The organism is Desulfoluna butyratoxydans, assembly GCF_900699765.1.
Taxonomy (GTDB): Bacteria; Desulfobacterota; Desulfobacteria; order Desulfobacterales; family Desulfolunaceae; genus Desulfoluna; species Desulfoluna butyratoxydans.
In genome coordinates, this window is sequence record NZ_CAADHO010000002.1 from 495,830 (window position 1) to 521,876 (window position 26,047).

Genomic DNA, 26,047 nt, shown 5'->3' on the forward strand with positions numbered 1-26,047 from the left:
GAGGGGAGCGCCCTTTTATCTTCACCGACACAACAGCTGACAGTTTCCATTTGGTTTATTGCTATCCCGCTTTTTACCGCCTGCGTAAGAAGCGGGATAGTTGCGCGCGGACTCCGGCAAAGGAAAACACCCCTTCAAAGAGCCGTAATGACGATGGATCCACGTGATCCGTCTCACCATGATTCATGCATTATGGACGGGCCATGCAGGGCCGCCCTTTGGTGTCCCGCATCGTTTGTCAAATAAGGAATCACCTTTCATGAAAGCACTGCTTGCCCTCGAAGACGGACGAATTTTTTCGTGCCGCAGCTTTACAGGTCCCGGCGAGGTGGGTGGAGAGGTTGTCTTCAACACCAGCATGACGGGGTATCAGGAAATTCTCACCGACCCCTCCTACCGTGGACAGATGGTCACCATGACCTATCCCCTCATTGGAAACTACGGCGTAAGCCGTGAGGACGTGGAGTCCTCCCGGATCCAGGCCTCAGCCCTCATCGTCCGAGAGTATCAGGACGATTACAGCAACTGGCGGGCCGACATGAGCCTGGCTGACTACCTCAAGGCAGCCAATGTCGTGGGCATCGATGAACTCGATACCCGGGCACTGACCCTGCACCTCAGGACCCACGGCGCCAAGCGCGGCATCATCTCAACGGATGTGGCCAACCCCGAGGCCCTCGTGGAAAAAGCCAAGGCCCTGCCCTCCATGGAAGGGTGCGACCTGGCCAGCGGCGTCTCCACGGACAAGCCCTACCGCCTGGTCAACGACACCCCGGTCTTCATTCAGGAAGAGCTGGCAGAGGGCCTTTTTACCGCCCGAGGCGAGAAAAAAGCGGTGGTGGCCTTTGACTTCGGCATCAAGTTCAACATCATCCGCCTTCTGGAAGCCGCAGGTTGCGAGGTGATTGTGGTGCCCGCAAACACCACCGCTGAGACCGTCAAGGCCATGAACCCCGACGGAATCTTTCTCTCCAACGGCCCCGGCGACCCCGAGCCCGTGACCTACGCCGTAGAGACGGTGAAAGCCCTCATCGGGTACCGCCCCATTTTCGGCATCTGCCTCGGCCACCAGATCATGAGCCTGGCCCTGGGCGGAAAGACCTACAAGCTCAAGTTCGGCCACCGCGGCGGCAACCAGCCCGTGCAGAACACCGAAACATCCAAGGTGGAGATCACCAGTCAGAACCACGGATTTGCAGCCGACATGGACAGCCTGTCCGCAGCCGACGTGGAAGTGTCCCATGTGAACCTCAACGACCGCACCGTGGAAGGCTTGAGACACAAGGTTCACCCCGTGCTCAGTGTGCAGTACCATCCGGAGGCGTCTCCGGGCCCCAACGATGCCCAGTACTTGTTTGATGAGTTTGTTTCCATGATGGAACGTTTCACTGTTTAAGAACAGGGCACTTGTTGCCCTGTTTTTTTATGCCCGAAAGTTTGCCTCCGGCGGCCAGGGGATGATCCCCTGGGCCCCAGGTTCGCGAATGCTCCTGACCTTCGTTCCTCAGGTCGATCACATTCGCTGACGGGCTTCGCCCGTGGTGAGGCTGAGGTGAATTGAATGAGGTCAAAATGCTTCCGGTCATGTTTAAACCTGTGCAGGTCAGGAAGACGAAGGCACCTCACGTGTTTATAACCTGTTTGTCAAACCCAGCTCATATACATTGGGCAAACGTTTGGCCCCCGGCAGGCTCGCCGGAGGCAACCATAACCGATAGATTAGTAGAGGCAAGGGATCATGCCAAAACGCACCGACATAAATAAGATATTGATCGTAGGCGCCGGGCCCATCATCATCAGCCAGGCGTGTGAATTTGATTACTCCGGGACCCAGGCGTGCAAGGCGCTGCGGGAAGAGGGGTACGAGGTGGTTCTGGTGAACTCCAACCCTGCCACCATCATGACCGACCCGGAGACGGCCGATCGCACCTACATTGAGCCGGTGACCCCGGAGACCCTGGCCAAGATCATCGAAAAGGAGCGGCCCGACGCCATCCTTCCCACCCTGGGGGGCCAGACCGGCCTCAACACCGCCATCGGCGTGGCCGAGATGGGCGTTCTGGATAAGTTTGGTGTGGAGATGATCGGCGCGGACGTGGCCACCATCAAGAAGGCCGAGGACCGCGAGCTCTTCCGCAACGCCATGAACAAGATCGGCCTGAACATTCCCCGAAGCGGGTTTGCCACCACCATGGACGAGGTGAGGCAGGTTGCCGATGAGATCGGCTTTCCCATCATCGTCCGGCCCAGCTTTACCCTGGGCGGCACCGGCGGGGGCGTGGCCTATAACCCCGAGGAGCTGGAGGCCTTCTGCAAGGCAGGTCTTGAGGCCAGCCTCAACACCCAGGTGATGCTGGAGCAGTCTGTCCTCGGCTGGAAAGAGTACGAGCTGGAGGTGGTCAGGGACAAGGCGGATAACGTCGTGATCATCTGCTCCATCGAAAACCTGGATGCCATGGGGGTCCACACCGGGGACTCCATCACCGTGGCCCCGGCCCAGACCCTGTCCGATAAGGAGTACCAGAAGCTGCGTGACGCCTCCATCGCCATCCTCCGCGAGATCGGGGTGGACACCGGCGGCTCCAACGTCCAGTTTGCCGTGAACCCGGCCGACGGCGAGATCATCGTGGTGGAGATGAACCCCAGGGTCTCCCGAAGCTCGGCCCTGGCCTCCAAGGCCACCGGCTACCCCATTGCCAAGATTGCCGCCAAGCTGGCTGTTGGCTACACCCTGGACGAACTCAAGAACGATATCACCGGCGAGACCCTGGCCTCCTTTGAGCCCAGCATCGACTACGTGGTCATGAAGGTGCCCCGCTGGACCTTCGAGAAGTTCCCCGAAACCGAAGATTACCTCACCACGGCCATGAAGTCCGTGGGTGAGACCATGAGCATCGGGCGTACCTTCACCGAGTCCCTCCAGAAGGCGATCCGCTCCCTGGAGATCGGCCGCTTCGGCCTGGGCAGCGACGGCCGTGAGGTGGAGGAGCTTTCCAAGACCGACATCGAGCACCACCTGGTGACCCCCAACTCCAAGCGCCTCTTTTACCTGCGCCAGGCCATGAAGGCGGGGATCTCCCTGGAGGCGATCCACGCCATGACCAAGGTGGACCCCTGGTTCCTCCACCAGATCAAGCGCATCAGCGACATGGAAGACGTGATCCGCGACGCAGGCAAGAAGATGGACGCCGACCTTCTCAAACGCGCCAAGCGCAACGGGTTCTCCGATGTGCAGATCGGTGTGCTCACCGGTACGGACGAAGACTGGGTCCGTGCTCAGCGCTACGCTTTGGGCATCCGACCCGTCTACAAGCTGGTGGACACCTGTGCCGCCGAGTTCGAGGCCTCGACCCCATACTACTACTCCACCTATGAAGAGGAGTGTGAAGCCAGGGTTACGGAAAACAAGAAGGTGATGATCTTGGGGGGCGGCCCCAACCGTATCGGTCAGGGCATCGAGTTCGACTACTGCTGCGTGCACGCCTCCTTTGCCCTGCGCGAAGAGGGCGTGGAGTCCATCATGGTCAACTCCAACCCCGAGACCGTGAGCACCGACTACGACACCTCGGACAAGCTCTACTTCGAGCCCCTCACCAAAGAGGATGTCCTGCACATCGTGGAAAAGGAGAACCCCTACGGGGTCATCGTGCAGTTCGGGGGACAGACCCCCCTGAACCTGGCCCTGGGCCTCAAGGCAGCCGGGGTGCCCATCATCGGCACCCAACCCGAGAGCATCCACCGCGCCGAAGACCGCGACGAGTTCCAGGCCATGCTCAAGAAGCTGAAGCTCACCCAGCCCGAGAGCGGCATCGCCATGAACTACGAGGAGTCCCTGGTGGAGGCCCGCCGCATCGGTTACCCCGTCATGGTGCGTCCTTCCTACGTGCTGGGCGGTCGGGCCATGCGCGTGGTCTACTCCGAAGAGGACCTGGAAGGGTTTATCCGGGAAGCCATGGAGGCCTCTCCGGGCCACCCCGTGCTCATCGACAAGTTCCTGGAGGATGCGGTGGAGCTTGATGTGGACGCCATCTCCGACGGGAAGAAGACCATCATCGCAGGGGTCATGCAGCACATCGAAGAGGCGGGGATCCACTCCGGCGACTCAGCCTGCGTGCTTCCGCCCATGAGCATCCCCAACCGCCTGCTCAACGAGATCCACGAAGCCACCCGCGCCATGGCAAAAGAGCTGGGCGTGGTGGGGCTGATGAACGTTCAGTACGCCATCAAGGACAACCGCCTCTATATTATTGAGGTCAACCCCAGGGCGTCCCGTACCGTTCCCTTTGTGAGCAAGGCCACGGGCATCCCCTTTGCCAAACTGGCCACCAAGGTGATGCTGGGCAAAACCCTGGCCGAGGTTGGCCTGGAGAAGGAGTTCGTTCCCAGCCACATCTCGGTGAAAGAAGCGGTGATGCCCTTTGACCGGTTCCCCCATGTGGATACCCTGCTGGGTCCCGAGATGAAATCCACGGGCGAGGTCATGGGCATCGGCGATGACTTCGGCATTGCCTACGCCAAGGCCCAGATCGCTGCCGGAGACGACCTGCCCACCGAGGGCACCGTCTTTATCAGCGTCAAGGAGGGAGACAAGGGCCAGATGCTGCCCACGGCCTCCCTGTTCAAGGCCCTTGGCTTTACCATCATGGCCACCAGCGGCACCTCGGACTTCCTTACCAAGAACGGGGTGGCCAACGTGCTGGTGAACAAGGTCTCGGTGGGACGCCCCCACGTGGTGGACGCCATCAAGAACAACGAGATCCAGCTGGTGATCAACACCCCGTCCGGCACGAGCGAGACCACCCATGACGGGTACAAGATCCGCAGGGCCGCCCTGAAGTTCAAGGTGCCCTTTGCCACGACCCTCACCGGTGCCATGGCCGTTGCCCGTGCCATTGCCCGCCTGAAAGAGGAGAGTTGCGCGGTCAAACCGCTCCAGGACTACCACTGCTAATCCCGCCCATTGAAAGGCGCGGCTCTGCCGCGCCTTTCACCCCATCATTGACCCGGCCATGGATGGTCCGGAAAGCTCCTCATCTTTCCCTCGTCTTTGGCTAGTCCACGGCAAGACCCACCCCTTTTATCCAGGACCCTGTCGAATAGATTTCGGCGAAGCCTGGAAGGGCTCTCCAACGACTTGTTTGTCAAATGTTTTAAAAGTTTGGCCCCGGAAGGCTTGTTTGGGCTGAATAGTGACAATTTTTATTGAATAATCTGCAAACAGGGACTAATTTGAGGATTGTGTCGGATGTACCGACGGGACCGCTTGGATTTCTCTATGGAAAGGAGGCAGGAGGCTTCATGATTGAGACGCGATATCTCAAGGATAATATTCAGAATATCCAGAAACTCATGAGCATTCCAGCTTTGAAGAATTTCGAAACCCGCTACCTCGGAAAACTCCTGAAGCTGAGTAAAATCCGTGAGTATGAGGACGGTGAGAAGATCATCAAAGAAGGGGATCGGGATCCCTGGCTCTATTTTTTACTGGCCGGTTCCGTACGGGTATCCAAAGAGGACGTGGAGATCACCCGGTTGACCAACATCGGGGAGCTGTTCGGGGAGATGCGTATCATCGACTCCCTGAAGCGGTCCGCCACGGTGACGGCCGTGGGACGAACCACCTGCATTGCCGTTAACACCATGGCCGGGGAGAAGCTGGAAGGAGACGGGGCCGACCACGACGAACGCCTCGACTTTCTGTTGCTCCTCTACCGCATCTTTGCCGAGTACATGTCCATTCGCCTTCGGGCAACCAACGAGGAACTGATCAAGACCAAACAGGATCTTCAGCGCATCAGAGAAGAGAAAATGAACGTCATCATCAGGCGCCACATCGAAGGCTCCCAGCAGTGATGGCCGACTGAGACCGCTCCGGGGAATACCAGGGAGTCACAACCCCATTTCTTCCTGTGCCGCGTCTTTTGTCCGTGTTCGGATCGGCAGATTGCCGGGGGGAGTCTTTTCCCCTGCCTGAAGGTCCGAACGAGAAGGACAAACCATGAGAAAGACCGTATCCTTTACCAAAGACGCCACCAACGTCTTTTTCCATATCCTGACGGCCTGCAACCTCTCCTGCCGCCACTGCTACATCAACCCCACCCAGCACGGAACCCAGACCCTGCCCATTGAGACCATCGAAGAGTGGCTGGCCCTGTTTGCCACGCGCTCCAAGGAGGCCAATATCATCTTCCTTGGCGGGGAGCCCACCATGCACCCCGACCTTGCCCGGGCCATCAAAAAAGCCAGAGCTTTAGGCTACGCCTCCATCACCATCGATACCAACGGGTACCTCTTTCATGACATCCTGGACAAGGTGACCCCGGCCGAGGTGGACGCCCTCTCCTTCAGCCTGGACGGCGCCACCGCCGCCACCAACGACCCCATCCGGGGCAAAGGCTCCTGGGAGACCTGCATGGCCGGTATCCGTAAAGGGGTGGCCAAGGGGTTCTCCACAAGTCTGATCTACACGGTGAGCGGAGCCAACCTCCACGAACTGGATCAGATGCCCGACCTCCTGGAAGAACTCGGGGTGAACCACTTTTTTATCCAGGTGCTGGGAATCCGCGGCAACTCAGCCCGGGAAGAGGCTGAAGAGGAAGGCCTCATGCGCGTGACCCGGGACAGCTGGATGGAGGTGGTTCCCAAGGTGGCCGAAGAGGTGGCCCGAAGGGGGATCAAGGTCACCTGGCCCAAGGTGTTCTTAGAGGAGGGAGAGGCCTTCGAGTGCGCAGGCCATGTGGCGGACAACCTCTTTCTCTTTCCCAACGGCAGGGTCTACAGGTGTCCCCTGTGCGAAGATTTTCCCGTTCACTCCATGGTCATCGAGGACGGGAAACTTAAGGATGCCCCCCGCATCAACGAGACCGATCTCTTTGATCTCTCCATTGCCGAGGGGTGCGTCATGAACCGGATCATCCAGCCCGGAAACATTGTATACAAAGAAAATGGGACCCCGGAGTGGCGCGTGGCATGTTGCCTGCTCAAGGAGGAGATCACCCCGAAGTAAGTCGGGAAAGGGCGGGTGATTCCCCAAGGTATTGGGTGACATACGCATCCCTGATACCAGATCGAGTAGATTTCCATGGCGGGGGGATAGCACCGAAACAGCCCGCCCTTCCTGCTTTTCCGATGGTTCGTAGAGAAACAACTTGACAGAATTATAAGTCAAAATAATAATAAAATTTACTTCACTAACTGGGAGGGGGCGTGACGGATTCGGGACTGAGCAGAAAGGAACGGGAGTACAAACGGCGTCGGGAAGAGATTCTGGAAGCGGCACTTTCCGTTTTTGCGGAGAGGGGGTACTACGGGACCACCATGGCTCAGATCAGTCAGAAGTCCGAATATCCCCTGGGCACCATCTACAAGTACTTCAGTGGAAAAGAGCAGATTTTCCACGACATGGTGATGGACAGGGGCATCCGCCTGGGCCGCCTCATTGCCGAGGCCGCCTCGCGAAAGGATCTGGCCCCCAGGGACAGGGCATACGCCTGTCTCCAGGCCAACGCCCGCTTCCTGAGGAGCAACCAGGCCTTTGTGCGGGTGTACATTTCCCTGCGGAGCAGCGTCGACATGATCCTCTCCCCGGAGCTCAACGCCGATATCAATCGCCTGAACGACAAGATGGTGGAGACCTACACCGAGATTTTTCAGGAGGGGGTGGAAAAAGGGGAGTTCAGACCCTACCCCGCCGAAGACCTTTCGGCCCTGTTTTACGGGGTGATCTTTTCGGCCATCTGGCCCTGGGTTTCGGGGAACAAGGAGGCTTACGACATTGAAGCCTGGCTGAATCGGGCCTTTGAGCTTCTGACCAACGGCTTTTGTGTCTCCAAGTGAGGGAGAGGTCGGGATAGTTATTGACCGACAGGTAAAAATCTGGAATAATACCGCGTTAACGCTGACAATTGGCTTGTTTTAGGCCTGTAAGGGCGTTGCCACACAAGGCAGGCGGGACATTGGTTTTTTGTGTAAAACCATAAACATAGTTCTGCTTTGAGTAATAATGATTTGGTCGAAAGTGCTGTATTGGAAGGGAATTCATTAGATTTCAGAGCTGACAAGGCCCTTAATATGCCTTAAATAATCTTAAAATGTCTTAATATAAGGAGAGATTTGGTTATGGCACAACAGATTGCAGACCGCAGGGACCAGGATTACGTTCTTCACGAAATGCTGAACGTTGCTCAGTTTTCAGAGACCGAGAAGTACGGTGATTTCAACAAGAAAACCATCGACATGGTTCTGTCCGAAGCCAGGAAGTTCGCCGTCAATGAAATTCTTCCCACCCAGAAGACCGGTGACGAAGAGGGCGTCAAGCTGGAAAACGGCCAGGTGAAGGTACCCCCTTCATTCCACAAGCCCTACAAGCTCTTCTGCGAGAACGAGTGGGTTGCCATGGCCGATGCCCCGGAAGTAGGCGGCCAGGGCCTTCCCCACTCTGTTTCCCTGGCTTGCGGTGAGCTCTTCACCGGCGCCAACTGTGCTTTCCTTATGTACCCCGGCCTTACCCACGGCTGCGGCAACATCATCGCCAGCCTCGGTTCCGACAAGCAGAAGGAGCTCTACCTCAAGAAGCTCTACACCGGCGAGTGGGGCGGCACCATGTGTCTCACCGAAGCCAACGCAGGCAGTGACGTAGGCGCCCTTGAGTCCGTGGCGACCCCCAACGACGACGGCACCTACAACATCGTGGGCAACAAGATCTTCATCTCCGGCGGCGACTCCGACATGGTTCCCAACGTGATCCACCCGGTTCTCGCCCGTATCGAAGGTTCCCCCGCAGGGACCCGCGGTATCTCCCTGTTCATCGTGCCCAAGCTCTGGGTCAACGATGACGGCAGCTTCGGCGAAGACAACGACGTGGTCGTCACCGGCGTAGAGCACAAGATGGGCATCCACGGCAACGCCACCTGCTCCATCGCCTTCGGCGGCAAGGGCAAGTGCCGCGGTACCCTCATCGGTGAGAAGAACAAGGGCATGAAGGCCATGTTCCTCATGATGAACGAAGCCCGTCAGGGCGTTGCCCTCCAGGGTCACGGCTTTGCCACCACCTCTTACATGAACGCCGTGAACTACGCCAAAGAGCGTATCCAGAGCCCCAACCTGCTCTCCATGCTCGACGCCGAGCCCAAGGGTGTGCCCATCATCCAGCACCCCGACGTGCGTCGCAACCTGCTCATCATGAAGTCCTATGTTGAAGGCATGCGTTCCCTGCTCTACTACATGGGCTTCTGCTTCGACATGGTCTCCACCGCCGAAGACGAAGCAGTTCGTGACAAGTACAACGGCCTCATCGAGATCGTGACCCCGGTTGCCAAGAGCTACGGCACCGACAAGGGCTTCGAAGTCTGCTCCCTGGGTATCCAGATCTACGGCGGCTACGGCTTCATCGAAGAGTATCCCCAGGCCCAGCTCCTTCGTGACTGCAAGATTACCTCCATCTACGAAGGCACCAACGGGATCCAGGCCATGGACCTCCTCGGCCGTAAGCTCGGCATGAAGAAAGGCAAGCCCATGATGGACCTGATGGGTGAAATCCAGGCTGCCATCGCCCTGGCCAAGGAAGCCGGTCTCGAAGACATGGCTGCCAAGGTTGAAGCCGCCCTGAACAAAGTGGGTGAGTGCGCCATGGCCATCGGCGGCGCCGCCATGAGCGAGAAGCTCCTCGACGCCTTCGGTTCCGCTACCCTCTTCCAGGAGTGCTGCGGTGACCTGATCATGGCTTGGATGCACCTCTGGAGAGCTGCCGTTGCTCAGCCCAAGATCGAAAAAGCCAAGAAGAAGGACAAAGCCTTCTACGAAGGTCAGGTGGTTACCGCCAAGTTCTTCATCGAGCACATGCTGCCCATCGGCCTCGGCAAGATGGACTCCGTCAAAGGCCTCACCGGCTCCATCATGGAGATGCCCGAAGACGCATTCATCGGCTAACCGATAAGAGGTTATAGGGGATTTCATCCCTGATCAGTGCTATATATAAGCCCGGAAGAGTGTGCCTCGCATCCTCTTCCGGGCTTTGTTATTATGGGGAGACGCGTGTTACCGGCGCGGGCGTTTGGAGGGGACGCCCCCGGCCGCATGGGCGGCGAACCATGAACGGGATCTTTAATTTTAGGGCTCACAACCATTTTGAGGACGTAAGAATGCACCAAAAAGCGGGAACCGGCATCGGGAAAGTGGACGAGATACTTGACGGACTTCGGGTGGGAGACAACGTCATCTGGCATGATGATTCCGGGAGCCTGGCTTCCGATTACTGCCTGAAACTCATGGAAGCATCCGCACGGGAAGACAAGCCGGTGATTTATGTCAGTTTCGACCGGTCTCCCAACAACCTCGTGAAAAAGCTGGGACCCCTGGCCGATGCCCCCGGGCTTACCATCCTGGACTGTTTCACCCACGGCAAAGGCGGGGGCAGCGAGCTGTTCCTCAAGTACTACAGCTCGCGGGAACGAAACGCCAATGTGATCCTGGTGGAGAACCCCTCGGATCCATCGGCCCTCTCCGACGCCCTGGAGAGCAACCTGGCGGACCACGGCCTGGACACCCGGTTTATCTTTGAGTCCATCACCGGCATGCAGGACCTCTGGGGCGATGAGGAGCGGATCCTGAAGTTTTATACCCGCACCTGCCCCAAGCTCTATGAACTGAGCACCATTGCGTACTGGCTCATTGAGCACCGGGCCCACAGCGACCGGCTTAAAGCGGGCATCGCCCAGATCGCCCAGGTGGTCATCGAGCTGTCCGTCAAACGAGGCAAATTTTTCTTCAACCTCATCAAAGCCGAAGGCCGGGAACACGGCCCCTTGAACAAGCCCCAGGGCTACTGGGTGCGGGACGGGGAGGTGGTGTTCGGCTCCGGGGACCAGAAGGGCTGGGGCCGCATCGACATCGGAAGCCGCCTCAAGCACTTCCGCACCTCGGCGGGCCTTTCCCAGACCGGCCTGGCCAAGCAGGTGGGGGTCACCCCCAGCACCATCAGCCAGATTGAAAACGGCCAGATCTACCCCTCCCTTCCCGCCCTGTTCCGTATGGCAGAGCTCCTTGCCGTGGAAACAGGCTCTTTCTTCTCAGATAACTCCGCCGAAGAGGCCACCCCGGTCTACGAGCCCTCCCAGTGGCAGGACATCAACATCCCCGGCATCACAGGAAAAGGCGGATCCGTGCGCCAGGTGATCCCCTCGGGCGGGGACACGGGTTTTGAGGTGTGGCTCCTGGAGATCGAGCCGGGCCGGGTCATCAAGCAGCACTTCTTCGACGAGAAGTGTGAAGAGGTGGGCTACGTCATCAAGGGCAGCGTCCTCTTCCAGAGCGGCAGCCGGGACCTCGAAGCCGTGGAAGGCTCCCTCATCCACCTGGTGGAACGCACCCCCTCCCGCTGGAAAAACAAAGGGGAGGAAAAAGCGGTGATCCTCTGGCTCAAACTGCGCCAGGTGTAAAGCGTACGGGAAGAAAAAAAGCCTCCGGCGGCCCTGCCTGGGGTCAAATATTTGAAAAGTTTGATAAAAGGTCTTACGAATGACGTGGAGCGGTGGAACGCTTTCGGCGAGTCGACTGTTCGGAACATAACGGACAGTCAATCGGAATGTTATTGCGGAGTTTTTTTAGCAACCCGCCGGAGGCACCTCAGTTAAATATGATAAAAAACAAAATATGGCTGCGTATCCTGAGACTCCGAAGCCTGTAAAGCAGCCCGGATACACCATCAGCGTTTTTGTCGGGCGAAGCCCGAGCCGGAGGCCCTTGCGCTTTGGCCCGAGGTACGAGGGACAAAGCGCAAGGGCAATCAGCTTTCGAGGTGGCTCACCTCGCCGCCGGAGGCCGTTTTGTGGACCGGTTTTGACAGTGGAAAGCAGCGAAAGGATGTCATCATATGAAGGTATTGGTGTTTGGGGGCGGTGCCGTGGGGTTGGGACTGGCGTCGTGCCTTGCTGAGGCGGGGGTGACCCCGGATATTGTGACCCGGAAAGAGGGCGCTGACGCCATTGCGGAAGGGGGGCTCACGCGCACGGGGTTGTTGGGGCAGGCGGTGTTTCGCAACGTGCGGGCCGGGGTGTCCCCGGATGATTTTTCGGCAAACGGGCCCTATGATTATGTGCTTGTCTGCACCAAGTCCAGCGCCACGGGGGAGGCGGGAAAGGCCCTTTCAGCGGTTCCCGGGCTTCTGGGGCCCGCCACCTGCGTGGTGCTCTGCCAGAACGGCTGGGGCAACCGGGAGCGGGTTTCCCGCTGGGTGGATCCGGACCGTGTCTACAACGCCCGGGTCATCACCGGGTTTTCCAGGCCGGCCCCCAACACCAGTCACATCACCGTCCATGTGGCCCCCATCTCCATGGGGCACCTGGAGAGGCCCATGGACGGCGAGCTGGTCCCCCTGGCAGAGGCCCTCACCACGGGCGGGCTCTCCTGTACCCCGTCCGACGATGTGGGAAAAGACCTCTGGGCCAAGATGCTTTTTAACGGCTCCCTGAATTCTCTGGGGGCCATCTTCGGCGTGCCCTACGGCAAGCTCTCCCACCACCCCGAAGGGCTGCGCCTGATGCGGTCCGTGGTCAACGAGATTTTTGCGGTGATGGCCGCGGCCGGTTACCGCACCTGGTGGGAGACCCCGGAGGAGTATTTTGCGGTGCTCACCGGCGATCTTCTTCCCACGGCAGCCAGCCACGTCTCTTCGACCCTTCAGGACCTCAAGGCAGGCAAGAAGACCGAGATCGATGCCCTCACCGGCGAGGTGGTTCGCTTAGGGGAAAAACACGGGGTGCCGGTGCCCGTGAACCAGACGGTGCTGGATATCATCGGGTTTATGGAAAAGGATTGTGCGTGATGTCAGAGGACAGTGTTCGGGTGGCCGTGGGCTCGGCCAACCCCAACAAGCTTGATGCGGTAAAAAGGGCTTTTCAAAGCTTTAACGGGTTCAATAACCTTTCGTTTGTGTCGGTGGCCTCTCCCTCCGGGGTGTCGGACCAGCCAGTGGGCTATGAGGAGACCCTCAGCGGGGCCGACAACAGGGCCCAGGGGGCCTACGGCGGCTCCGGCTACGGCGTGGGCCTGGAGTCGGGCCTGGTGCCCGTTGCCGGCACCGAGACCGGATACATGAACCTCACCGCCTGCGTGATTTACGACGGCCAGCGGTTTCACCGGGGCGTGGGCCCGGCCTTTGAGCTCCCCGGCGAGGTGTGCCGGATGGTTGTGGACGGGGGCTGCGAGCTGGACGAGGCCGTGCATCGGGCCGGGCTTTCCGATAGTCGGCGCATCGGCTATGCCGAAGGGATCATCGGCCTTCTCTCAAACGGGGCCGTGACCCGTGCCGATTACATGGTCCCTGCCGTGACCATGGCCCTTGTGGCCCTTGCCGCCTCGGCAAAAGGAGAGGCCCATGCGTGAGGAGCAGACGCTTTCTGTTCTGGGCCAGACCCTTTACACCGTGTGTGTGAAAGGTGACAACCCCGGTGCCGTGCCCATCGTGCTGCTGCATGAAGGTCTGGGGTGCGTGGGCATGTGGCACGACTTTCCCGAGGTCCTCAGCCGGGCCACGGGTCGGACGGTCTGGGCTTGGGACCGCTGGGGATACGGCAAATCATCCCCTTTGACCGAGTGGGAGGCCAACTCCCAGTACCCCGCCTTTGAGGCAGAGACCATGCTGCCGCTGGTGCTTGACGCCCTGGGCCTGGACCAGGCCCTCTTTTTCGGCCACAGCGACGGCGGCACCATTGCCCTTTTGTTCGGGGCCATGTTTCCCCACCGCACGACCGGGATCGTGGTGGAGGCCTGCCATGTGTATGTGGACGAGCTCACCATCGACGGCATTGCCGATGCCGACAGCTATTTTGCCGAGGGCACCTTTCGGGAAAAACTCGCCCGGCACCATGGCGACAATACGGAAAAAGCCTTTAGGCGGTGGGCCGACACCTGGCTTTCCCCTTCCCATCGAACCTGGGACATCACCGAGGCCATCTCCGCGGTGGCGGCCCCCACCCTGGTGATCCAGGGGGAACACGATCAGTACGGTACCTGGGGACAGGTGGAGGCGATCTGCCGCTCCGTTGCCGGGGCCACGGCCCTTAAGGTGAGCGATTGCCGCCACGTGGCCCACCACGAGAAGCGGGACGAGGTGGTGGCCGCCCTGGTCGATTTCTACGATCGGGCCGCTTCCTGAAGCCCTGGGAACCCGCCTTGAACCTTTGGGGGAAGGGGTGTATATTGAAATGGAATCAGTTGGATAGGCGCGGAATCCTTGCGGGCGGTGTGTCGCCTGCAAAGGGCGGTTACGGCCGTGGGGCCAAGCCCGGTGCCGCGAACCGCTTCGTGCCTGACACGCCCTGTGCCGGGAGGTCCTATGAGTACCATTATTCATCTCGACCCGGAAGCGATGTCCCGCCTTGCGACGTTGGAACGGCGTTTCGGGCTGGATCGGCGTGAACCGTTTGAGCGCCGACAGGGGTATGGGGTGCTCCACAGCGCCGAAGAGGGCGGCGTGGAGAATCGGTGTATTTTGGAACGGAGACGTTCCAGTGAGCGTCGTTTCGGATGGTTTCGCATGGGCCGATGGAGCAGCTCCTGCGATAAAGGCCCCGCATGAGGTACCGCCGAAACGGCAAAGGGGGGCTGTATGGCAGAAACCCAGGAGAGGAGAGACGGGAATAACGATCGATTTCGCTTTGATACCTATCCGAAATGGCGACGCCGGGGCAACGAACGGCGTCAACGGGGCACTTTCGAGGGGAAAGGGCTCTTCAGGCGTCGGCCGGGGGATCGGCGCATCGGATTTCTGGCGCGCATCTCACGATACATCTTTCCCAGGGGATTTCCCGAAGATCGGTAACCATGTCAAAGGCCCCGGCCTTCGGGTACCGGGGCTCCAATACCAAGGCGAGGTTCCATGGAACCTCGCCTTTTTTTATGGCGCGGCGGCATGGGGGCCCTTGGAAAACGGGGATATTATACGATCCATACCTCCGCCTAACACAAGCCTAACACAACGGGTTTACAACCTACAGCACCCTTGACGGGCTCGTTGGCCGTCAATGCCACCCTTTCCATGGAGAACGTGATGAAACCCAAAGCACATATGCTGGTCGTGGATGATGAAGAGGACATTCTGGACCTGGTGAAATACAACCTCGAACGGGAAGGCTACAAGGTGACCTGTACGGGAAGCGGGGAGCGGGCCGTGGAGATCGCCAGGCGCGAAGCCGTGGACCTTATTGTTCTGGACCTCATGCTTCCCGGTATCGACGGGCTGGAGGTGACCCGCAGCCTTAAAGGGAGTCCTTCCACCGCGGATATTCCCATTGTGATGCTTTCGGCCAAGGGAGAAGAGGCCGACATCGTCACCGGCCTGGAGCTGGGCGCCGATGATTACGTGCCCAAGCCCTTCAGCCCCCGGGAACTCCTGGCACGGGTCCGGGCGGTGAGGCGGCGCACCGACAAGGGAGAAAGGGACGCATCCATGGATGAGGTGCTCCTCTTGGGGGAGATCGAGATCCGTCCCGGCAGGGTCCAGGTGAAGGTGCAGGGTCAGGGGGTGGAACTCACCTTCTCCGAGTTTTCCCTGCTGCTGCTCCTGGCCCGGCGACCCGGCTGGGTCTTTACCCGGTCCCAGATCGTGGACGGCATCCGGGGAGACAACTACGCGGTCACGGATCGCAGCGTGGACGTGATTGTGGCCGGGCTGCGCAAGAAACTCGGAGCCTGCAGTCAATATGTCGAAACGGTCCGGGGTATCGGTTATCGGTTCAAAGAGGTCTAAAGGGGCCGTAAACGCAGTGTATAAGGCCTTTTTACCGTCACGAGACTTATGACTGTCGGTCAAACAGGCTTTGCGAACGACTCGGACCGGCCGAAATCGGAACGTTTTTGCGGAGTTTTTTTCAAAAAGTGACCCGCCGGAGCCAAGCTTAACAGTTACCTTTATCTTTTATACAGGCAGGCAAGCATACACCCATGATACAGCGCAAACGTCTTTTCTGGCAGCTTTTCCCTTCCTATGTGGGAATCCTCGTCCTGGCCCTTACCGCGGTGAGCCTTCTGGCCATCTCCTCCATGACCTCCTTTTATCACCACCAGACCCTTCGGGACCTGGAGTCCCTGGCCGGTGTCATGGGCCTTCGGGTGGGCCCCCTCATGGAAGGGGGGCGTGTATCCGACATCGACGCTTACTGCAAGGCGTCGTCCCAACGATCCGGCAGCCGCGTGACCGTCATCGACCGGGACGGGTGGGTCCTGGGGGATTCCACAAAGGATTCGGGTGCCATGGAAAATCACGGGGCCCGTCCCGAGGTGGTGAAGGCCCTCGACGGATTGACGGGCTCGTCCATCCGTTTCAGCGCCACCTTGAGCACCAACATGATGTATGTGGCCATTCCCATTGAGCAGGACAATGTGGTGCTTGGGGTGGTGCGCACGGCGCTTCCCATGACGGCCCTAGAAGGCGAGGTTCGCTCCGTTCAGAAACGCATCCTCTTCTGGGGGCTGGCCACTGCCCTGGTGGCCGGGTTCATCAGCCTCGTGGTCTCCCGGAAGATCAGCCGCCCCATTTCCGACATGCAGCGGAGTGCGCGCCTTTTTGCCGAAGGGGACTTCAGCCACAAGCTTTACGTCCCTGACTCTTTAGAGATCGGCGGGCTTGCCGAGTCCATGAACCAGATGGCACATCAGCTGGATGAGCGCATCCGCACCACCACCCGTCAGAGGAACGAGATGGAGGCCGTGCTCTCGAGCATGGTGGAAGGGGTGATGGCCGTGGACGCCGACTTTTCCATCATCAGCATGAACGCCGCGGCCCACGGAATTTTCGGCCTGGTGCCGGGGGAGGCCGTGGGGTTCGGGGTGTCCGAAGCGATTCGAAATATCGCCTTTATCCGTTTTGTGGAAAAGGCCGCGGGAACGTCCGAGGCCATGGAGGAGGACATCAAGCTCTGGGACAACCGGGAGACCCTGCTCCACAGTCGGAGTACCCCTTTGAAGGGGGTGGGGGAGATGCGCCTGGGAACCCTCATCGTGTTTAACGACGTCACCCGCATGCGTCGGCTGGAGAGTATGCGCCGGGACTTTGCCGCCAACGCCTCCCATGAAATGCGCACCCCGTTGACGTGCATCAAGGGCGCCGTGGAGACGATCCTTCTGGAAAAAGAGAAGCTCCCCGAGAGCCATGATCGTTTTTACACCATCATTGAAAAGAACGTGGAGCGGATGACCCACCTCATCGAGGACCTTCTGGAGCTCTCCCGCATCGAACAGCAGCAGGGCGGGCTTTCCCTGGCACCGTCCCAGGTGGACGGGGTGCTGGAGACCAGCCTTACTCTTCTTTCGGGGAGCGCCGACGCCAAGGAGGTGACCCTGGAGGTGACAGGGGCCAAAGGGGTGATGGCCACCTTTGACCCCATGCTTCTGGAGCGTGCCGTGGTGAACCTTCTGGACAATGCCATCAAGTACAGCCCGGCCCGGAGCACCGTCACCGTGGATGTGGCACGAACCGAGGACAGAGTGGAGATCCGGGTGTCGGACCAGGGGGGCGGAATCCCCGCCGAGCACATCCCCCGGCTCTTCGAGCGCTTTTATCGGGTGGACAGCGCCCGGAGCCGGAAGCTCGGGGGCACAGGCCTGGGCCTTGCCATCGTCAAGCACGTGATGCACCTGCTCAACGGGGAGGTGCGGGTGGAAAGCACCCCGGAAAAAGGCTCCACCTTTACCCTGGTTGTTCCAACCTGAAAAAACAGAAAGCCAGGAAAAACAGACCCGGAGAGCCGAGCGAATTCACAACGCTCAGCTCTCCGGGTTTTTTGTTGCGGTTTTGTTTTACAGGCCCCGGACAAACAGGAGACTCCCGCCCTTTTCAAGGGGAACCTTTTCCACAATGGTCACCGGCACCATGGAGAGGGCTTCCGGGAGGTGATCCGCGGCATCGGACTGCATGAGCAAGGTGTCATAATCGGGGTCCCCCCCTTTGAGGATGTCAAAGCAGCGATCCAGGTTGTCGGTGTTGAGCAGGTGAAGCCGCCCGTAAAAACAGAGGGAGGCCCGGAGGCGGCGGTCCACCCCGTAGGCAGCGGTGCCCTTGTGGGGGTGGGTTTTGATGGCGGTGATCAGGGGGCGGATCTCAGAGGCCCGGTGACCGGTCATGGCGGAAAAGGGGCCGTTGGCCAGGGTCACCCAGAGGATGGCGGTGACGGTGAGGAGTCTCCCCGTGCGGGTGAGGGGGATGGCCTTTACCACGCAGGTGACGGCGGCCAGGACCAGCTCTGCGGCGGCAAAGGGAGAGAAGAGGTCGCCCCGGAGGAGCCCCGGCAGGAGGGCGTGGTCGGTGCGAAGGCTAAAGGGGCGCAGGCCCGGGGAGAGGGCCAGGATGAACAGGATCAGAATCACCGCCCAGGACCAGGCTGCGGCAAAGGGGCGGACCCACATGGGCATTCCGTCCTTCAGGACAAAGGCTGCCATGAGGGCCAGGGGGGGGAGTATCGGGCTGAGCCCCGTCTCACCGGTGATGGTGGGGAGAAGGGAAGCAAGGAACCAGAAGATAATGAACATGGGGGCAGGAGACAGGGTACCGCTGCGCAAGGTGCGGGCTGTAACGCGTCCCACATAGATAAAGAACAGGGGCGTCCAGGGCCAGGTCTGGGCAAGGATCTGAAGGGCCAGCTTGGTGGGTGCCGGTGGCGGACCCGGGTCCGATGCGGGAATCCAGAATCCCTGGGTAAGGGGTGCTGCCGTGTGGCCGATGACCTGGGTAGCCATGCCTCCGCTTGTGAAGACGAGGAGGGCCAGAAGAGCGGCCAGGTGAAAAAAGAGATGGCTGACATGGCTGGCTTTTTCCGGGCCTCGGGAGCTGATAAACCAGACGATGCCCGCGGCCCACACACAGGCGATGAGCAGGAGCCCGTCCCATGAGCTGGTGAGAAAGGCTCCGGCCGTTGCCGTCCCCGCCATGAGGATCCAGGGAGGGGAATCGTCCACAAAGGTTCGAAAAGTTGCCGTCACCGAAGCCATCAGGAAAAAAAGCAGGGCCGGGTCCCGGCCGATCCACCCGGCACCGAAGGCAAAACCGGGCATGGTGGCCAGAAGGGCCGTGGCAAGGAGCGCAAACCTGCTTTTTCCGTAGCGCAGGGCAAAGCAGAAGAAGAGCACCAGGGTTCCCAGGCTGAAAAGGGCCGACGTCAGGCGAAGGGGAGCCATGCCCTCCAGAAAGGGGGCTGTGGCATGGGACAGTGTGGCCGCTGCAAGGGGGTAGAGCGGGGGAAGGCCTGCGAGGTACTCCCGAACCGTGGCCAGGGAGAGGGATGGGGCCGCGGCCATGTGCAGGGCGGCTGCCGCCGTCACCGGGTCATCGGTGGCAAGGGGAGCCTCTCCCACCAGGCCGGTAATGGGGAGAGTGAAGGCTGACACCAGCACCAGGGTCAGGAACAGGGCGACCCGCGGGTTGTTGATTCGGACCATGGCTCTCTGCAGTATGGGCCCGCTTGAAAAGGGCCGCGTCGGGTGGTTTGGGTTGAAAAGGTGCCGGGGCAGACCCATCCTTCACCAGACAGGATAGGTTTTGATGTACTTGTTTATTATGTTGGTTGAGTGTTTTAACTAAAGAACATTGGTTATCAGGCCGAAAAAGTCAAGACAATTTCATGGGGACGTGGGTGGGAAATGCCGGGGGACCCGGAGAGCCCCTTGCAAAGGGGCCCGTCCGGCAACAAGGTTAATCCAGGGCTTCTGTGTGGCGGATGATCTCACCCTTGCGCATGTAGATCACCTCTTCTGCGATGTTGGTGGCGTGATCGGCAATGCGCTCCAGGTGCCGGGAGACAAGAAAGAGGTTGATGAGGTACCCGGCTTCGTCCGGGGTTTGGGAGATGACCTCCTTGATGCGGTCGTAGGCCGCATTGCGCATGGCGTCCACCTCTTCATCCATAAAGCGGACCTTTTCGGCCATCTCGTCGTCCTGGCGGACAAAGGCATCCAGGCTCATTTTGAGCATCAGCCCGGCTTTGTCCGCCATTTCTGTGTAATCGTAGGTGAAGCCCGGCTTTTTTTTGGACGCCAGTGTTTTGATGCGTACGGCGATGTTCACGGCCTGGTCGGCAATGCGCTCCAGGTCGTTGTTGATCTTGATGACCACCACCAGGGATCTCAAATCACCGGCCACGGGCTGGTGCAGGGCCAGGACCTTAAGGCACTCCTCTTCGATCTGGACCTCCTTTAAGTCGATCTCCTCGTCTTTTTCAATGATCTCCCGGGCCAGGTCCAGGTCCATGTCGTTCAATGCGCGGATGGCCAGCCGGAAGCGGTCTTCGGTGAGGGCTCCCAACGAGAGGAGCATGCGCCGGATTTTATCAAGTTCCCGTTGCAGATGGATGGTCATGGTTTATCTCTATCACCCGGCACACCGGGTGCCTCCTTGAAGGTAAAAAAACAATAAATGCTTAAAAAGAGGCCTCCGGCGGTCCTGCCGGGGGCTAAACGTTTTCATGATCTTATAACGACGGGTTTAATAAACAGGTCGTGCTCAATTACATTTAGGAACCGTCGCGAATGACCTCAACCTGAGGCACGAAGGTTGAGGTCATTCGCAGCCTGGGGTCCAGGGGATCATCCCCTGGCCGCCGGAGGCATGCTTTTTCCCTTACCCGAACCGGCCGGTGATGTAGTCTTCGGTCTCTTTTTTCACCGGTTTGGTGAACAGGGTGTTGGTGTCCCCCACCTCCACGAGTTTGCCCATGTAGAAGAAGGCGGTGGTGTCGGAGACCCGGGCCGCCTGCTGCATGTTGTGGGTGACGATGATGATGGTGTAGCGCTCCTTGAGCTCCAGGACGAGTTCCTCGATTTTCTGGGTGGCGATGGGGTCCAGGGCCGAGGCGGGCTCGTCCATGAGCAGGATCTCCGGTTCCACGGCCAGGGCCCGGGCAATGCAGAGGCGCTGCTGCTGCCCCCCGGAGAGTCCTAAGGCGGGTTTGTGGAGGCGGTCTTTGACCTCGTCCCAGAGGGCGGCCTGGATCAGGCTTCGTTCCACCCGGGAGGCCACCATGGATTTGTTGGTGATGCCGTTCACCTTGAGGCCGTAAGCCACGTTGTCGTAGATGCTTTTGGGAAAGGGGTTGGGCTTCTGAAACACCATGCCGATGTGCCGCCTGAGGAAGACCACGTCGATTTTTTTCTCCAGGATGTTCTTCCCCTCAAAGATCACCTCCCCCTCGCTGCGGGTTCCTGCGGTAAGGTCGTTCATGCGGTTCAGGCACCGTAGAAAAGAGCTCTTTCCGCACCCCGAAGGGCCGATGAGGGCGGTGACCTGCCTTTCGGCAAAGGGCAGGGTGATCCCGTGGAGGGCTTGGAAGTCTCCGTAGAAAAGGCTCAGGTCCCTGGCGTGGATAATGGTGTCGTGGGTCTCGTTTTGTCGGGTCATGTTAAGTCACTTTTTATGAATGATACGTTTTTCGGTAACGGTTCTGTTTAAAAACACGCGGCGAGAACGTGTCCTGTAGCCTCGACGCTTGTGAACCAGCCCGTAGAAACCATCAGCGTTTATGTCGGGCGAAGCCCGAGCCGAAGGCCTTGCGCTTTCGAGGTGGCTCCACCTCGCCGCCGGAGGCTTGTTTAACCGTAGATGCCCTTACACGCGGCTCCGTTTGCGCAGGCGCGAGCGCAGGAGGATGGCGCACAGGTTCATGCCGAGGACCAGGGCAATGAGGACCAGGGCCGTGCCGTACTGGAGGTGGCGCGTCTCTCCGATGTGGGTGCCTGCCGTGGCCAGGACGTAGATGTGGTAGGGCAGGGCCATGACCTCGTCGAAAATCGAGGTGGGCAGGTCCGGGGTAAAGAAGACGGCACCGGTGAACATGATGGGGGCGGTTTCGCCCGCGGCCCGGCCCAGGGCCAGGATGGAGCCGGTGAGGATCCCCGGCAGGGCAGACGGCACCACCACCCGGCAGATGGTCTGCCACTTGGAGGCCCCGAGCCCCAGGGAGGCTTCCCGGTAGGTATCGGGCACGGCCTTTAAGGCCTCTTCCGCGGCCCCGATGATGACGGGCAGGCTCATGACCCCCAGGGTCAGGGCTCCTGCCAGAAGGCTCACCCCCATCTTGAGTACCGTGCAGAAGAAGGCCAGGCCAAAGAGGCCGAAGACCACGGAGGGGACCCCGGCGAGGTTGGCGATGGCAAACCGGATGACAGAGACGATCTTGCCCTGGCCGGCATATTCATTAAGGTAGATGGCCGTGCCCACCCCCACGGGAAAGGCGATGGCCAGGGCCCCGAAGGCCAGGGAGGCGGTGCCCACGATGCAGGGAAGAATCCCCCCTTCGGTCATGGAGTTCCTCGGCATCTGGGTGAGGAACTCCCAACTGATGGCGGAGAGGCCCCGGGTGATGATGAAGAGGATCACGGCAAAAAGGGCCAGGACGTTGATGGCTGCGGCCACACGGAAGAGGGTGAACCAGAGCGTCTGGGTGGTGCCGCGCCTTCGGGACTGGATGCTTTGAGACATGGAAACGGTCATGATTACCCCTTGAGCCGGTATTTGCGCGAGACGGCCATGGCCAGGACGTTAAAGACAATGGTGAAGAGGAACAGGGTGATGCCCGTGGCAAACAGGGCGTGGTAGTGGTCCCCCCGGAAAGGAGCTTCCCCCATTTCCGCGGCGATGCTCGCCGGCATGGGGCGGATGGGGTCGAAGAGGGATTCGGGCACCATGGCCGCGCCTCCGGCCACCATGAGCACCACCATGGTCTCGCCGATGGCCCGGGACATGCCCAGGATGATGGCCGTGGTGATGCCGGAGAGGGCCGCGGGCACCGTGACCCTGGAGATGGTCTCAAAGGGGGTGGCGCCCAGGGCCAGGGAGGCTTCCCGGTAGGTGACCGGCACGCTTCGCAAGGCATCTTCGGAGATGGTGCAGATGGTGGGGATGGACATGAAGGCCAGCATGATGGAGGCCGTGAACATGTTCAGCCCCGTGGGGATGTCAAAGAGATTCTGCATGAGGGGGGCCACCGCCACCATGCCGAAAAAGCCGATGACCACCGACGGGAGGGAGGCCAAGAGCTCGATGGCCGGTTTGAGCCACTCCGCCACCTTGGGCGGGGCCAGTTCCGAGAGGTAGATGGCCGTCATCACCCCGGAGGGTACCGAGATGAGGGAGGAGAGCAGGGTCACGGCAAAGGAGCCCACGATGAGGGCCAGGATGCCGAAGGCCGGGGGCTCGTCCGTGGGGTACCAGAGCACGCCGCCGATGAACTCCCGCACCGAGACAAAGGAAAAGGTGGGGCTCCCCTCCAGGATCAGGAAGAGCATGATCAGGCCCAGGATGAGGATGGAGATCAGGGAGATGATCAAAAGGGAAGACTCGGCCACCCACTCCCCTACGGCGGTGCGCCGCCCGGTGAGGCTTCCCCGCTCCGGGGCGGTTGTTTCACGTGGAACCCGGCCCGGGGGGGACACCGGGGCGTGGGGTGCTGCGGTAGACTCGCTGTGTGTCATGTAAAGTCGTCCTTGGCTTGTGGCAAAAAAGCGAACACGCAGCCGACGCGCCGTGTACTGGCCTGGCGTGTCGGCTGAGTGAACCCACGGTCCCGCTCAGCGGGAGGCGTCATGCTTAGTAAAGGGAGATGCTTCCGGCCTCTTCCACCAGGGCCTGCCCCTTTTTGGAGAGGATGAAGTTGATGAACGAAAGGGTCTCTCCCTTGGGCCATCCGTTGGTGAACATGAACAGGGGGCGGCTGATGGGGTAGCGGCCGTTCAGGGTGGTTTCGGCAGAGCCCATGACCCCGTCTACTCGAATGGCTTTCACCTCTTCGTTCATGTACCCCAGGGCGATGTAGGCGATGGCGCCTTTGGTGGTGGCCACCTGGGTCACCAGGCCGCCGTTGGATGGCTGGGTCAGGGCGCGGGGGGTGACCCGCTCTTTTTTCATGACCAGGCTCTTCCAGGCGTCAAAGGTACCTGAGGAGCTGTCCCGGGAGATCACCACGATTTTTTTGTCCGAGCCGCCCACCTGCTTCCAGTTGGTGATCTTGCCCAGGTAGATCTGCTTGAGCTGGTCCAGGGAGAGGTCTTTTACCGGGTTGTCCGGGTGAACCACCGGTACGATGCAGTCCAGGGCGATGCGGTGGGGCACGGGAAGCACGCCCTTGCCTGTTGCCAGCTTTACCTCTTTGCCCTTGATGAAGCGGGAGGAGTTGCCGATGTCTGCGGTCTGGTCGATGACCGCCTTGATGCCGTTACCGGAGCCGCCCCCGGACAGGGAGATTTTTACCTCCGGGTGGGAGGCCATGTACGCCTCGGAGATTTTCTGGGCGATGGGAAGGACCGTGGTGGACCCTTTCAGAACAAGCCTTCCGGCCGATGCCGTGGTAACGGACGCCGCAAGGAAGAGGGTGGAAACAAGGGCGGTGAACCAAAGACTCTTTTTCATGATATCTCTCCTGTGGAGGTTGGTGATGGTATGTCGCGAGCCGTTGCCGTCGGGCAACGGCATGTTTTCCGCACCTTGGGGGGCGGTGGGCCTTGACATGTTCCACAGGAAGATAGTGTCGGCGTGTTAGGGTTTGGTTAGGGCGTTGTGAGCGGTTGATGTGTTTGCCCTTTCGGGCGAGGATCGGGGGAAAAGGCCTGTGTCGGAAGCGCTGATCGTCGAGTTCTTGCAGGATGCTGACATGTTTCACACATACCCGGTGCACCCTTGATCCCATGGAACAGATCAATGAGCCCGTGTGGCAAAAAAACAGAGACCAAGAGGGGCCGGCACGGACCGGCCGGATTCTGGAAACCATTCATCCCAGAGCGATTTTCTTCAAGACCCAGGAGGTGATGGTCAATATCATGACCGTCTATATCATCGTGGTGCTGGCTGCCGGTCTGGGGAAAACCCTGCTGGACGCAAGGCACCTGCTCCACATGATGGACGGAGAGGGGTTCACCTTTGTGGTGGCCGAGATCCTCTCCTTTCTCGTCATGCTGGAACTCTTCAGGGGGTTCGTGGATTTTTTCAGCACCCGACGCATCCGGCTCCACACCATGATGGATCCGGCCATTCTCTTTGTGGTGCGCGAGGTGATGATCACCTTGTACCGGGACGAAGCAAAGGGCCCCTCCTGGGAGGTCCTCACCGGATTTGCCCTGCTCCTTGTGAGCCTGGGCGTCATCCGCACCCTGGCCGTCCGCTACACCCCGGGGTCGTAAATGCTCCCAGCCCACGGTTGCCGCGTGGTAGCCCGACGACACAGGATGACCGGCGTCACACAGATACAATTTCAGGCCTTGGGCATCGTATGGTCACCAGGGTGTTCTTAATGAGATCGTCCCAAAAGGCCGACAGCCCGTAGGGTGCACTCTTTGCACCGTGTCCGGACCACCCAAGGCTTTGATGTTGGTGTGCGGAGTGCGCTTTGAGGAATCGGCTCTTTGCAGGTCGCGGCCCAAACGACGATTAAGGCCCAATTTCAGGAAAAATACCGCTGTGATTTACCCCGGGGAGTCCGACTACGCCGTGACACGCGAGGGGGACAATCACAGCGGCAACAAGCTTTCAAGGTGGCTCACCTTGCCGCCGGAGGCATCATGACCCTTTATCCTCTGGCGTGTTTGGAGACGTGGCCGAGTTCCGGGAAGATGAGGTTTTTGCAGGCGAGTTTGCAGGCGGCCAGGCTTCCGGGGATGACAAAGACCGCGGTGTCCGAGACGATGCCCGCGGTGGCGCGGGAGAGGATGGCTGCCGAGTCGATCTCGTCAAAGCTCAGCTGGGCGAAGATGGGGCCGAAGGCGGTGAGCTCTTTCCTGAACATGGGCCGGACCGCTTCTAAGGTAAGGTCCCCTGCGGTGATGCCGGTGCCGCCGGTGACGATGATGCCGTCGGCGTTGTGATCCCGGATGATGTCCCGGATGGCCTTTCGCACCTCTCCTTCCGAGTCCATGACCACCAGGCGGTCCACCACCTCATGGCCCTCTTTTTTTGCCTGTTTTTCAATCCACGCGCCGCTTTCGTCCGTGTCCATGGTGCGGGTGGAAGAGACGGAGACGACGGCTACCTTCAGTTGTTTCTTGCTTTGGCTTCTGTGCTCTTGGGTTCCCATAG

At 59.9% G+C, this 26,047-nt stretch carries 22 protein-coding genes; 15 read left to right on the forward strand and 7 right to left on the reverse strand.

Annotated elements, in window-relative coordinates; translation table 11 throughout:
- Positions 1-259: 259 nt before the first annotated feature.
- The 14 genes from carA to MSL71_RS07310 all read left to right on the forward strand — a co-directional run bounded on the left by carA (position 260) and on the right by MSL71_RS07310 (position 17,706).
- Complete coding sequence (carA, locus tag MSL71_RS07245; RefSeq protein ID WP_180138254.1) at positions 260-1,396, forward strand: glutamine-hydrolyzing carbamoyl-phosphate synthase small subunit; 1,137 nt, start codon at positions 260-262, stop codon at positions 1,394-1,396.
- Between the two features lie 342 nt (positions 1,397-1,738).
- Entirely contained in the window at positions 1,739-4,951 is a 3,213-nt protein-coding gene (carB, locus tag MSL71_RS07250) for a carbamoyl-phosphate synthase large subunit (protein WP_180138256.1), read from the forward strand.
- Between the two features lie 347 nt (positions 4,952-5,298).
- Entirely contained in the window at positions 5,299-5,853 is a 555-nt protein-coding gene (locus MSL71_RS07255) for a cyclic nucleotide-binding domain-containing protein (RefSeq protein WP_180138258.1), read from the forward strand.
- 145 nt (positions 5,854-5,998) lie between these two features.
- Positions 5,999-7,006 carry a radical SAM protein gene (locus MSL71_RS07260; RefSeq protein WP_180138260.1) on the forward strand — a complete coding sequence of 336 codons (1,008 nt, stop codon included), beginning with the start codon at positions 5,999-6,001 and terminating at the stop codon, positions 7,004-7,006.
- A 200-nt stretch (positions 7,007-7,206) separates the two neighbouring features.
- Positions 7,207-7,836, forward strand: a complete 630-nt coding sequence (locus MSL71_RS07265; protein WP_180138262.1) for a TetR/AcrR family transcriptional regulator — start codon at positions 7,207-7,209, stop codon at positions 7,834-7,836.
- 282 nt (positions 7,837-8,118) lie between these two features.
- The gene (locus MSL71_RS07270; protein ID WP_180138264.1) at positions 8,119-9,927 is read left to right on the forward strand and encodes an acyl-CoA dehydrogenase; all 1,809 of its coding nucleotides are present in this window, start codon (positions 8,119-8,121) and stop codon (positions 9,925-9,927) included.
- 212 nt (positions 9,928-10,139) lie between these two features.
- Positions 10,140-11,435 carry a helix-turn-helix domain-containing protein gene (locus tag MSL71_RS07275; protein ID WP_180138265.1) on the forward strand — a complete coding sequence of 432 codons (1,296 nt, stop codon included), beginning with the start codon at positions 10,140-10,142 and terminating at the stop codon, positions 11,433-11,435.
- Positions 11,436-11,869: 434 nt separating this feature from the next.
- The gene (locus tag MSL71_RS07280) at positions 11,870-12,820 is read left to right on the forward strand and encodes a ketopantoate reductase family protein (RefSeq protein WP_180138267.1); all 951 of its coding nucleotides are present in this window, start codon (positions 11,870-11,872) and stop codon (positions 12,818-12,820) included.
- Complete coding sequence (gene yjjX / locus MSL71_RS07285; protein ID WP_180138269.1) at positions 12,820-13,380, forward strand: inosine/xanthosine triphosphatase; 561 nt, start codon at positions 12,820-12,822, stop codon at positions 13,378-13,380. The genes MSL71_RS07280 and yjjX overlap by 1 nt, the downstream gene beginning before the upstream one ends.
- Positions 13,373-14,152: an alpha/beta fold hydrolase gene (locus MSL71_RS07290; protein ID WP_180138271.1), complete on the forward strand. Its 780-nt coding sequence runs from the start codon at positions 13,373-13,375 to the stop codon at positions 14,150-14,152. Before yjjX ends, MSL71_RS07290 begins: the two co-directional genes overlap by 8 nt.
- A 180-nt stretch (positions 14,153-14,332) precedes the next feature.
- Positions 14,333-14,575, forward strand: a complete 243-nt coding sequence (locus MSL71_RS07295; RefSeq protein WP_180138273.1) for a hypothetical protein — start codon at positions 14,333-14,335, stop codon at positions 14,573-14,575.
- A gap of 30 nt (positions 14,576-14,605) precedes the next feature.
- Positions 14,606-14,818 (forward strand): hypothetical protein, encoded by a 213-nt coding sequence (locus MSL71_RS07300; RefSeq protein WP_180138275.1) that lies wholly within the window; start codon positions 14,606-14,608, stop codon positions 14,816-14,818.
- Between the two features lie 228 nt (positions 14,819-15,046).
- Entirely contained in the window at positions 15,047-15,745 is a 699-nt protein-coding gene (locus MSL71_RS07305; RefSeq protein ID WP_180138277.1) for a response regulator, read from the forward strand.
- Between the two features lie 194 nt (positions 15,746-15,939).
- Positions 15,940-17,706, forward strand: coding sequence for an ATP-binding protein (locus tag MSL71_RS07310; RefSeq protein ID WP_180138279.1), 1,767 nt, complete (start codon positions 15,940-15,942; stop codon positions 17,704-17,706).
- An 87-nt stretch (positions 17,707-17,793) separates the two neighbouring features.
- On the opposite strand, the gene MSL71_RS07315 is transcribed toward MSL71_RS07310, so the two are convergent.
- The 6 genes from MSL71_RS07315 to MSL71_RS07340 all read right to left on the reverse strand — a co-directional run bounded on the left by MSL71_RS07315 (position 17,794) and on the right by MSL71_RS07340 (position 24,388).
- Positions 17,794-19,428: a glycosyltransferase family 39 protein gene (locus MSL71_RS07315; RefSeq protein ID WP_180138280.1), complete on the reverse strand. Its 1,635-nt coding sequence runs from the start codon at positions 19,426-19,428 to the stop codon at positions 17,794-17,796.
- Between the two features lie 253 nt (positions 19,429-19,681).
- Positions 19,682-20,344, reverse strand: a complete 663-nt coding sequence (gene phoU / locus MSL71_RS07320; RefSeq protein ID WP_180138282.1) for a phosphate signaling complex protein PhoU — start codon at positions 20,342-20,344, stop codon at positions 19,682-19,684.
- Positions 20,345-20,605: 261 nt separating this feature from the next.
- Positions 20,606-21,382, reverse strand: coding sequence for a phosphate ABC transporter ATP-binding protein PstB (gene pstB, locus MSL71_RS07325; RefSeq protein ID WP_180138284.1), 777 nt, complete (start codon positions 21,380-21,382; stop codon positions 20,606-20,608).
- Between the two features lie 207 nt (positions 21,383-21,589).
- Entirely contained in the window at positions 21,590-22,474 is an 885-nt protein-coding gene (gene pstA, locus MSL71_RS07330; RefSeq protein ID WP_180138286.1) for a phosphate ABC transporter permease PstA, read from the reverse strand.
- Between the two features lie 2 nt (positions 22,475-22,476).
- On the reverse strand, positions 22,477-23,454 hold the full coding sequence (gene pstC, locus MSL71_RS07335) for a phosphate ABC transporter permease subunit PstC (RefSeq protein ID WP_180138288.1): 978 nt from the start codon (positions 23,452-23,454) through the stop codon (positions 22,477-22,479).
- A gap of 115 nt (positions 23,455-23,569) precedes the next feature.
- Complete coding sequence (locus MSL71_RS07340; RefSeq protein WP_180138290.1) at positions 23,570-24,388, reverse strand: phosphate ABC transporter substrate-binding protein; 819 nt, start codon at positions 24,386-24,388, stop codon at positions 23,570-23,572.
- Between the two features lie 275 nt (positions 24,389-24,663).
- Between MSL71_RS07340 and MSL71_RS07345 the strand changes: the two genes are divergently transcribed.
- Positions 24,664-25,155: a phosphate-starvation-inducible PsiE family protein gene (locus tag MSL71_RS07345; protein ID WP_180138292.1), complete on the forward strand. Its 492-nt coding sequence runs from the start codon at positions 24,664-24,666 to the stop codon at positions 25,153-25,155.
- Positions 25,156-25,541: 386 nt separating this feature from the next.
- On the opposite strand, the gene MSL71_RS07350 is transcribed toward MSL71_RS07345, so the two are convergent.
- Positions 25,542-26,045 (reverse strand): MogA/MoaB family molybdenum cofactor biosynthesis protein, encoded by a 504-nt coding sequence (locus MSL71_RS07350; protein WP_180138294.1) that lies wholly within the window; start codon positions 26,043-26,045, stop codon positions 25,542-25,544.
- Between the last annotated feature and the right edge of the window lie 2 nt (positions 26,046-26,047).

Bases quoted from the DNA above. Each gene is read 5' to 3' on its own strand.
- carA (WP_180138254.1), top strand. From the start codon at position 260: ATGAAAGCACTGCTTGCCCTCGAAGACGGACGAATTTTTTCGTGCCGC.
- carB (WP_180138256.1), top strand. From the start codon at position 1,739: ATGCCAAAACGCACCGACATAAATAAGATATTGATCGTAGGCGCCGGG.
- MSL71_RS07255 (WP_180138258.1), top strand. From the start codon at position 5,299: ATGATTGAGACGCGATATCTCAAGGATAATATTCAGAATATCCAGAAA.
- MSL71_RS07260 (WP_180138260.1), top strand. From the start codon at position 5,999: ATGAGAAAGACCGTATCCTTTACCAAAGACGCCACCAACGTCTTTTTC.
- MSL71_RS07270 (WP_180138264.1), top strand. From the start codon at position 8,119: ATGGCACAACAGATTGCAGACCGCAGGGACCAGGATTACGTTCTTCAC.
- MSL71_RS07275 (WP_180138265.1), top strand. From the start codon at position 10,140: ATGCACCAAAAAGCGGGAACCGGCATCGGGAAAGTGGACGAGATACTT.
- MSL71_RS07280 (WP_180138267.1), top strand. From the start codon at position 11,870: ATGAAGGTATTGGTGTTTGGGGGCGGTGCCGTGGGGTTGGGACTGGCG.
- yjjX (WP_180138269.1), top strand. From the start codon at position 12,820: ATGTCAGAGGACAGTGTTCGGGTGGCCGTGGGCTCGGCCAACCCCAAC.
- MSL71_RS07290 (WP_180138271.1), top strand. From the start codon at position 13,373: ATGCGTGAGGAGCAGACGCTTTCTGTTCTGGGCCAGACCCTTTACACC.
- MSL71_RS07295 (WP_180138273.1), top strand. From the start codon at position 14,333: ATGAGTACCATTATTCATCTCGACCCGGAAGCGATGTCCCGCCTTGCG.
- MSL71_RS07300 (WP_180138275.1), top strand. From the start codon at position 14,606: ATGGCAGAAACCCAGGAGAGGAGAGACGGGAATAACGATCGATTTCGC.
- MSL71_RS07305 (WP_180138277.1), top strand. From the start codon at position 15,047: ATGAAACCCAAAGCACATATGCTGGTCGTGGATGATGAAGAGGACATT.
- MSL71_RS07310 (WP_180138279.1), top strand. From the start codon at position 15,940: ATGATACAGCGCAAACGTCTTTTCTGGCAGCTTTTCCCTTCCTATGTG.
- MSL71_RS07315 (WP_180138280.1), bottom strand. From the start codon at position 19,428: ATGGTCCGAATCAACAACCCGCGGGTCGCCCTGTTCCTGACCCTGGTG.
- phoU (WP_180138282.1), bottom strand. From the start codon at position 20,344: ATGACCATCCATCTGCAACGGGAACTTGATAAAATCCGGCGCATGCTC.
- pstB (WP_180138284.1), bottom strand. From the start codon at position 21,382: ATGACCCGACAAAACGAGACCCACGACACCATTATCCACGCCAGGGAC.
- pstA (WP_180138286.1), bottom strand. From the start codon at position 22,474: ATGACCGTTTCCATGTCTCAAAGCATCCAGTCCCGAAGGCGCGGCACC.
- pstC (WP_180138288.1), bottom strand. From the start codon at position 23,454: ATGACACACAGCGAGTCTACCGCAGCACCCCACGCCCCGGTGTCCCCC.
- MSL71_RS07340 (WP_180138290.1), bottom strand. From the start codon at position 24,388: ATGAAAAAGAGTCTTTGGTTCACCGCCCTTGTTTCCACCCTCTTCCTT.
- MSL71_RS07345 (WP_180138292.1), top strand. From the start codon at position 24,664: ATGGAACAGATCAATGAGCCCGTGTGGCAAAAAAACAGAGACCAAGAG.
- MSL71_RS07350 (WP_180138294.1), bottom strand. From the start codon at position 26,045: ATGGGAACCCAAGAGCACAGAAGCCAAAGCAAGAAACAACTGAAGGTA.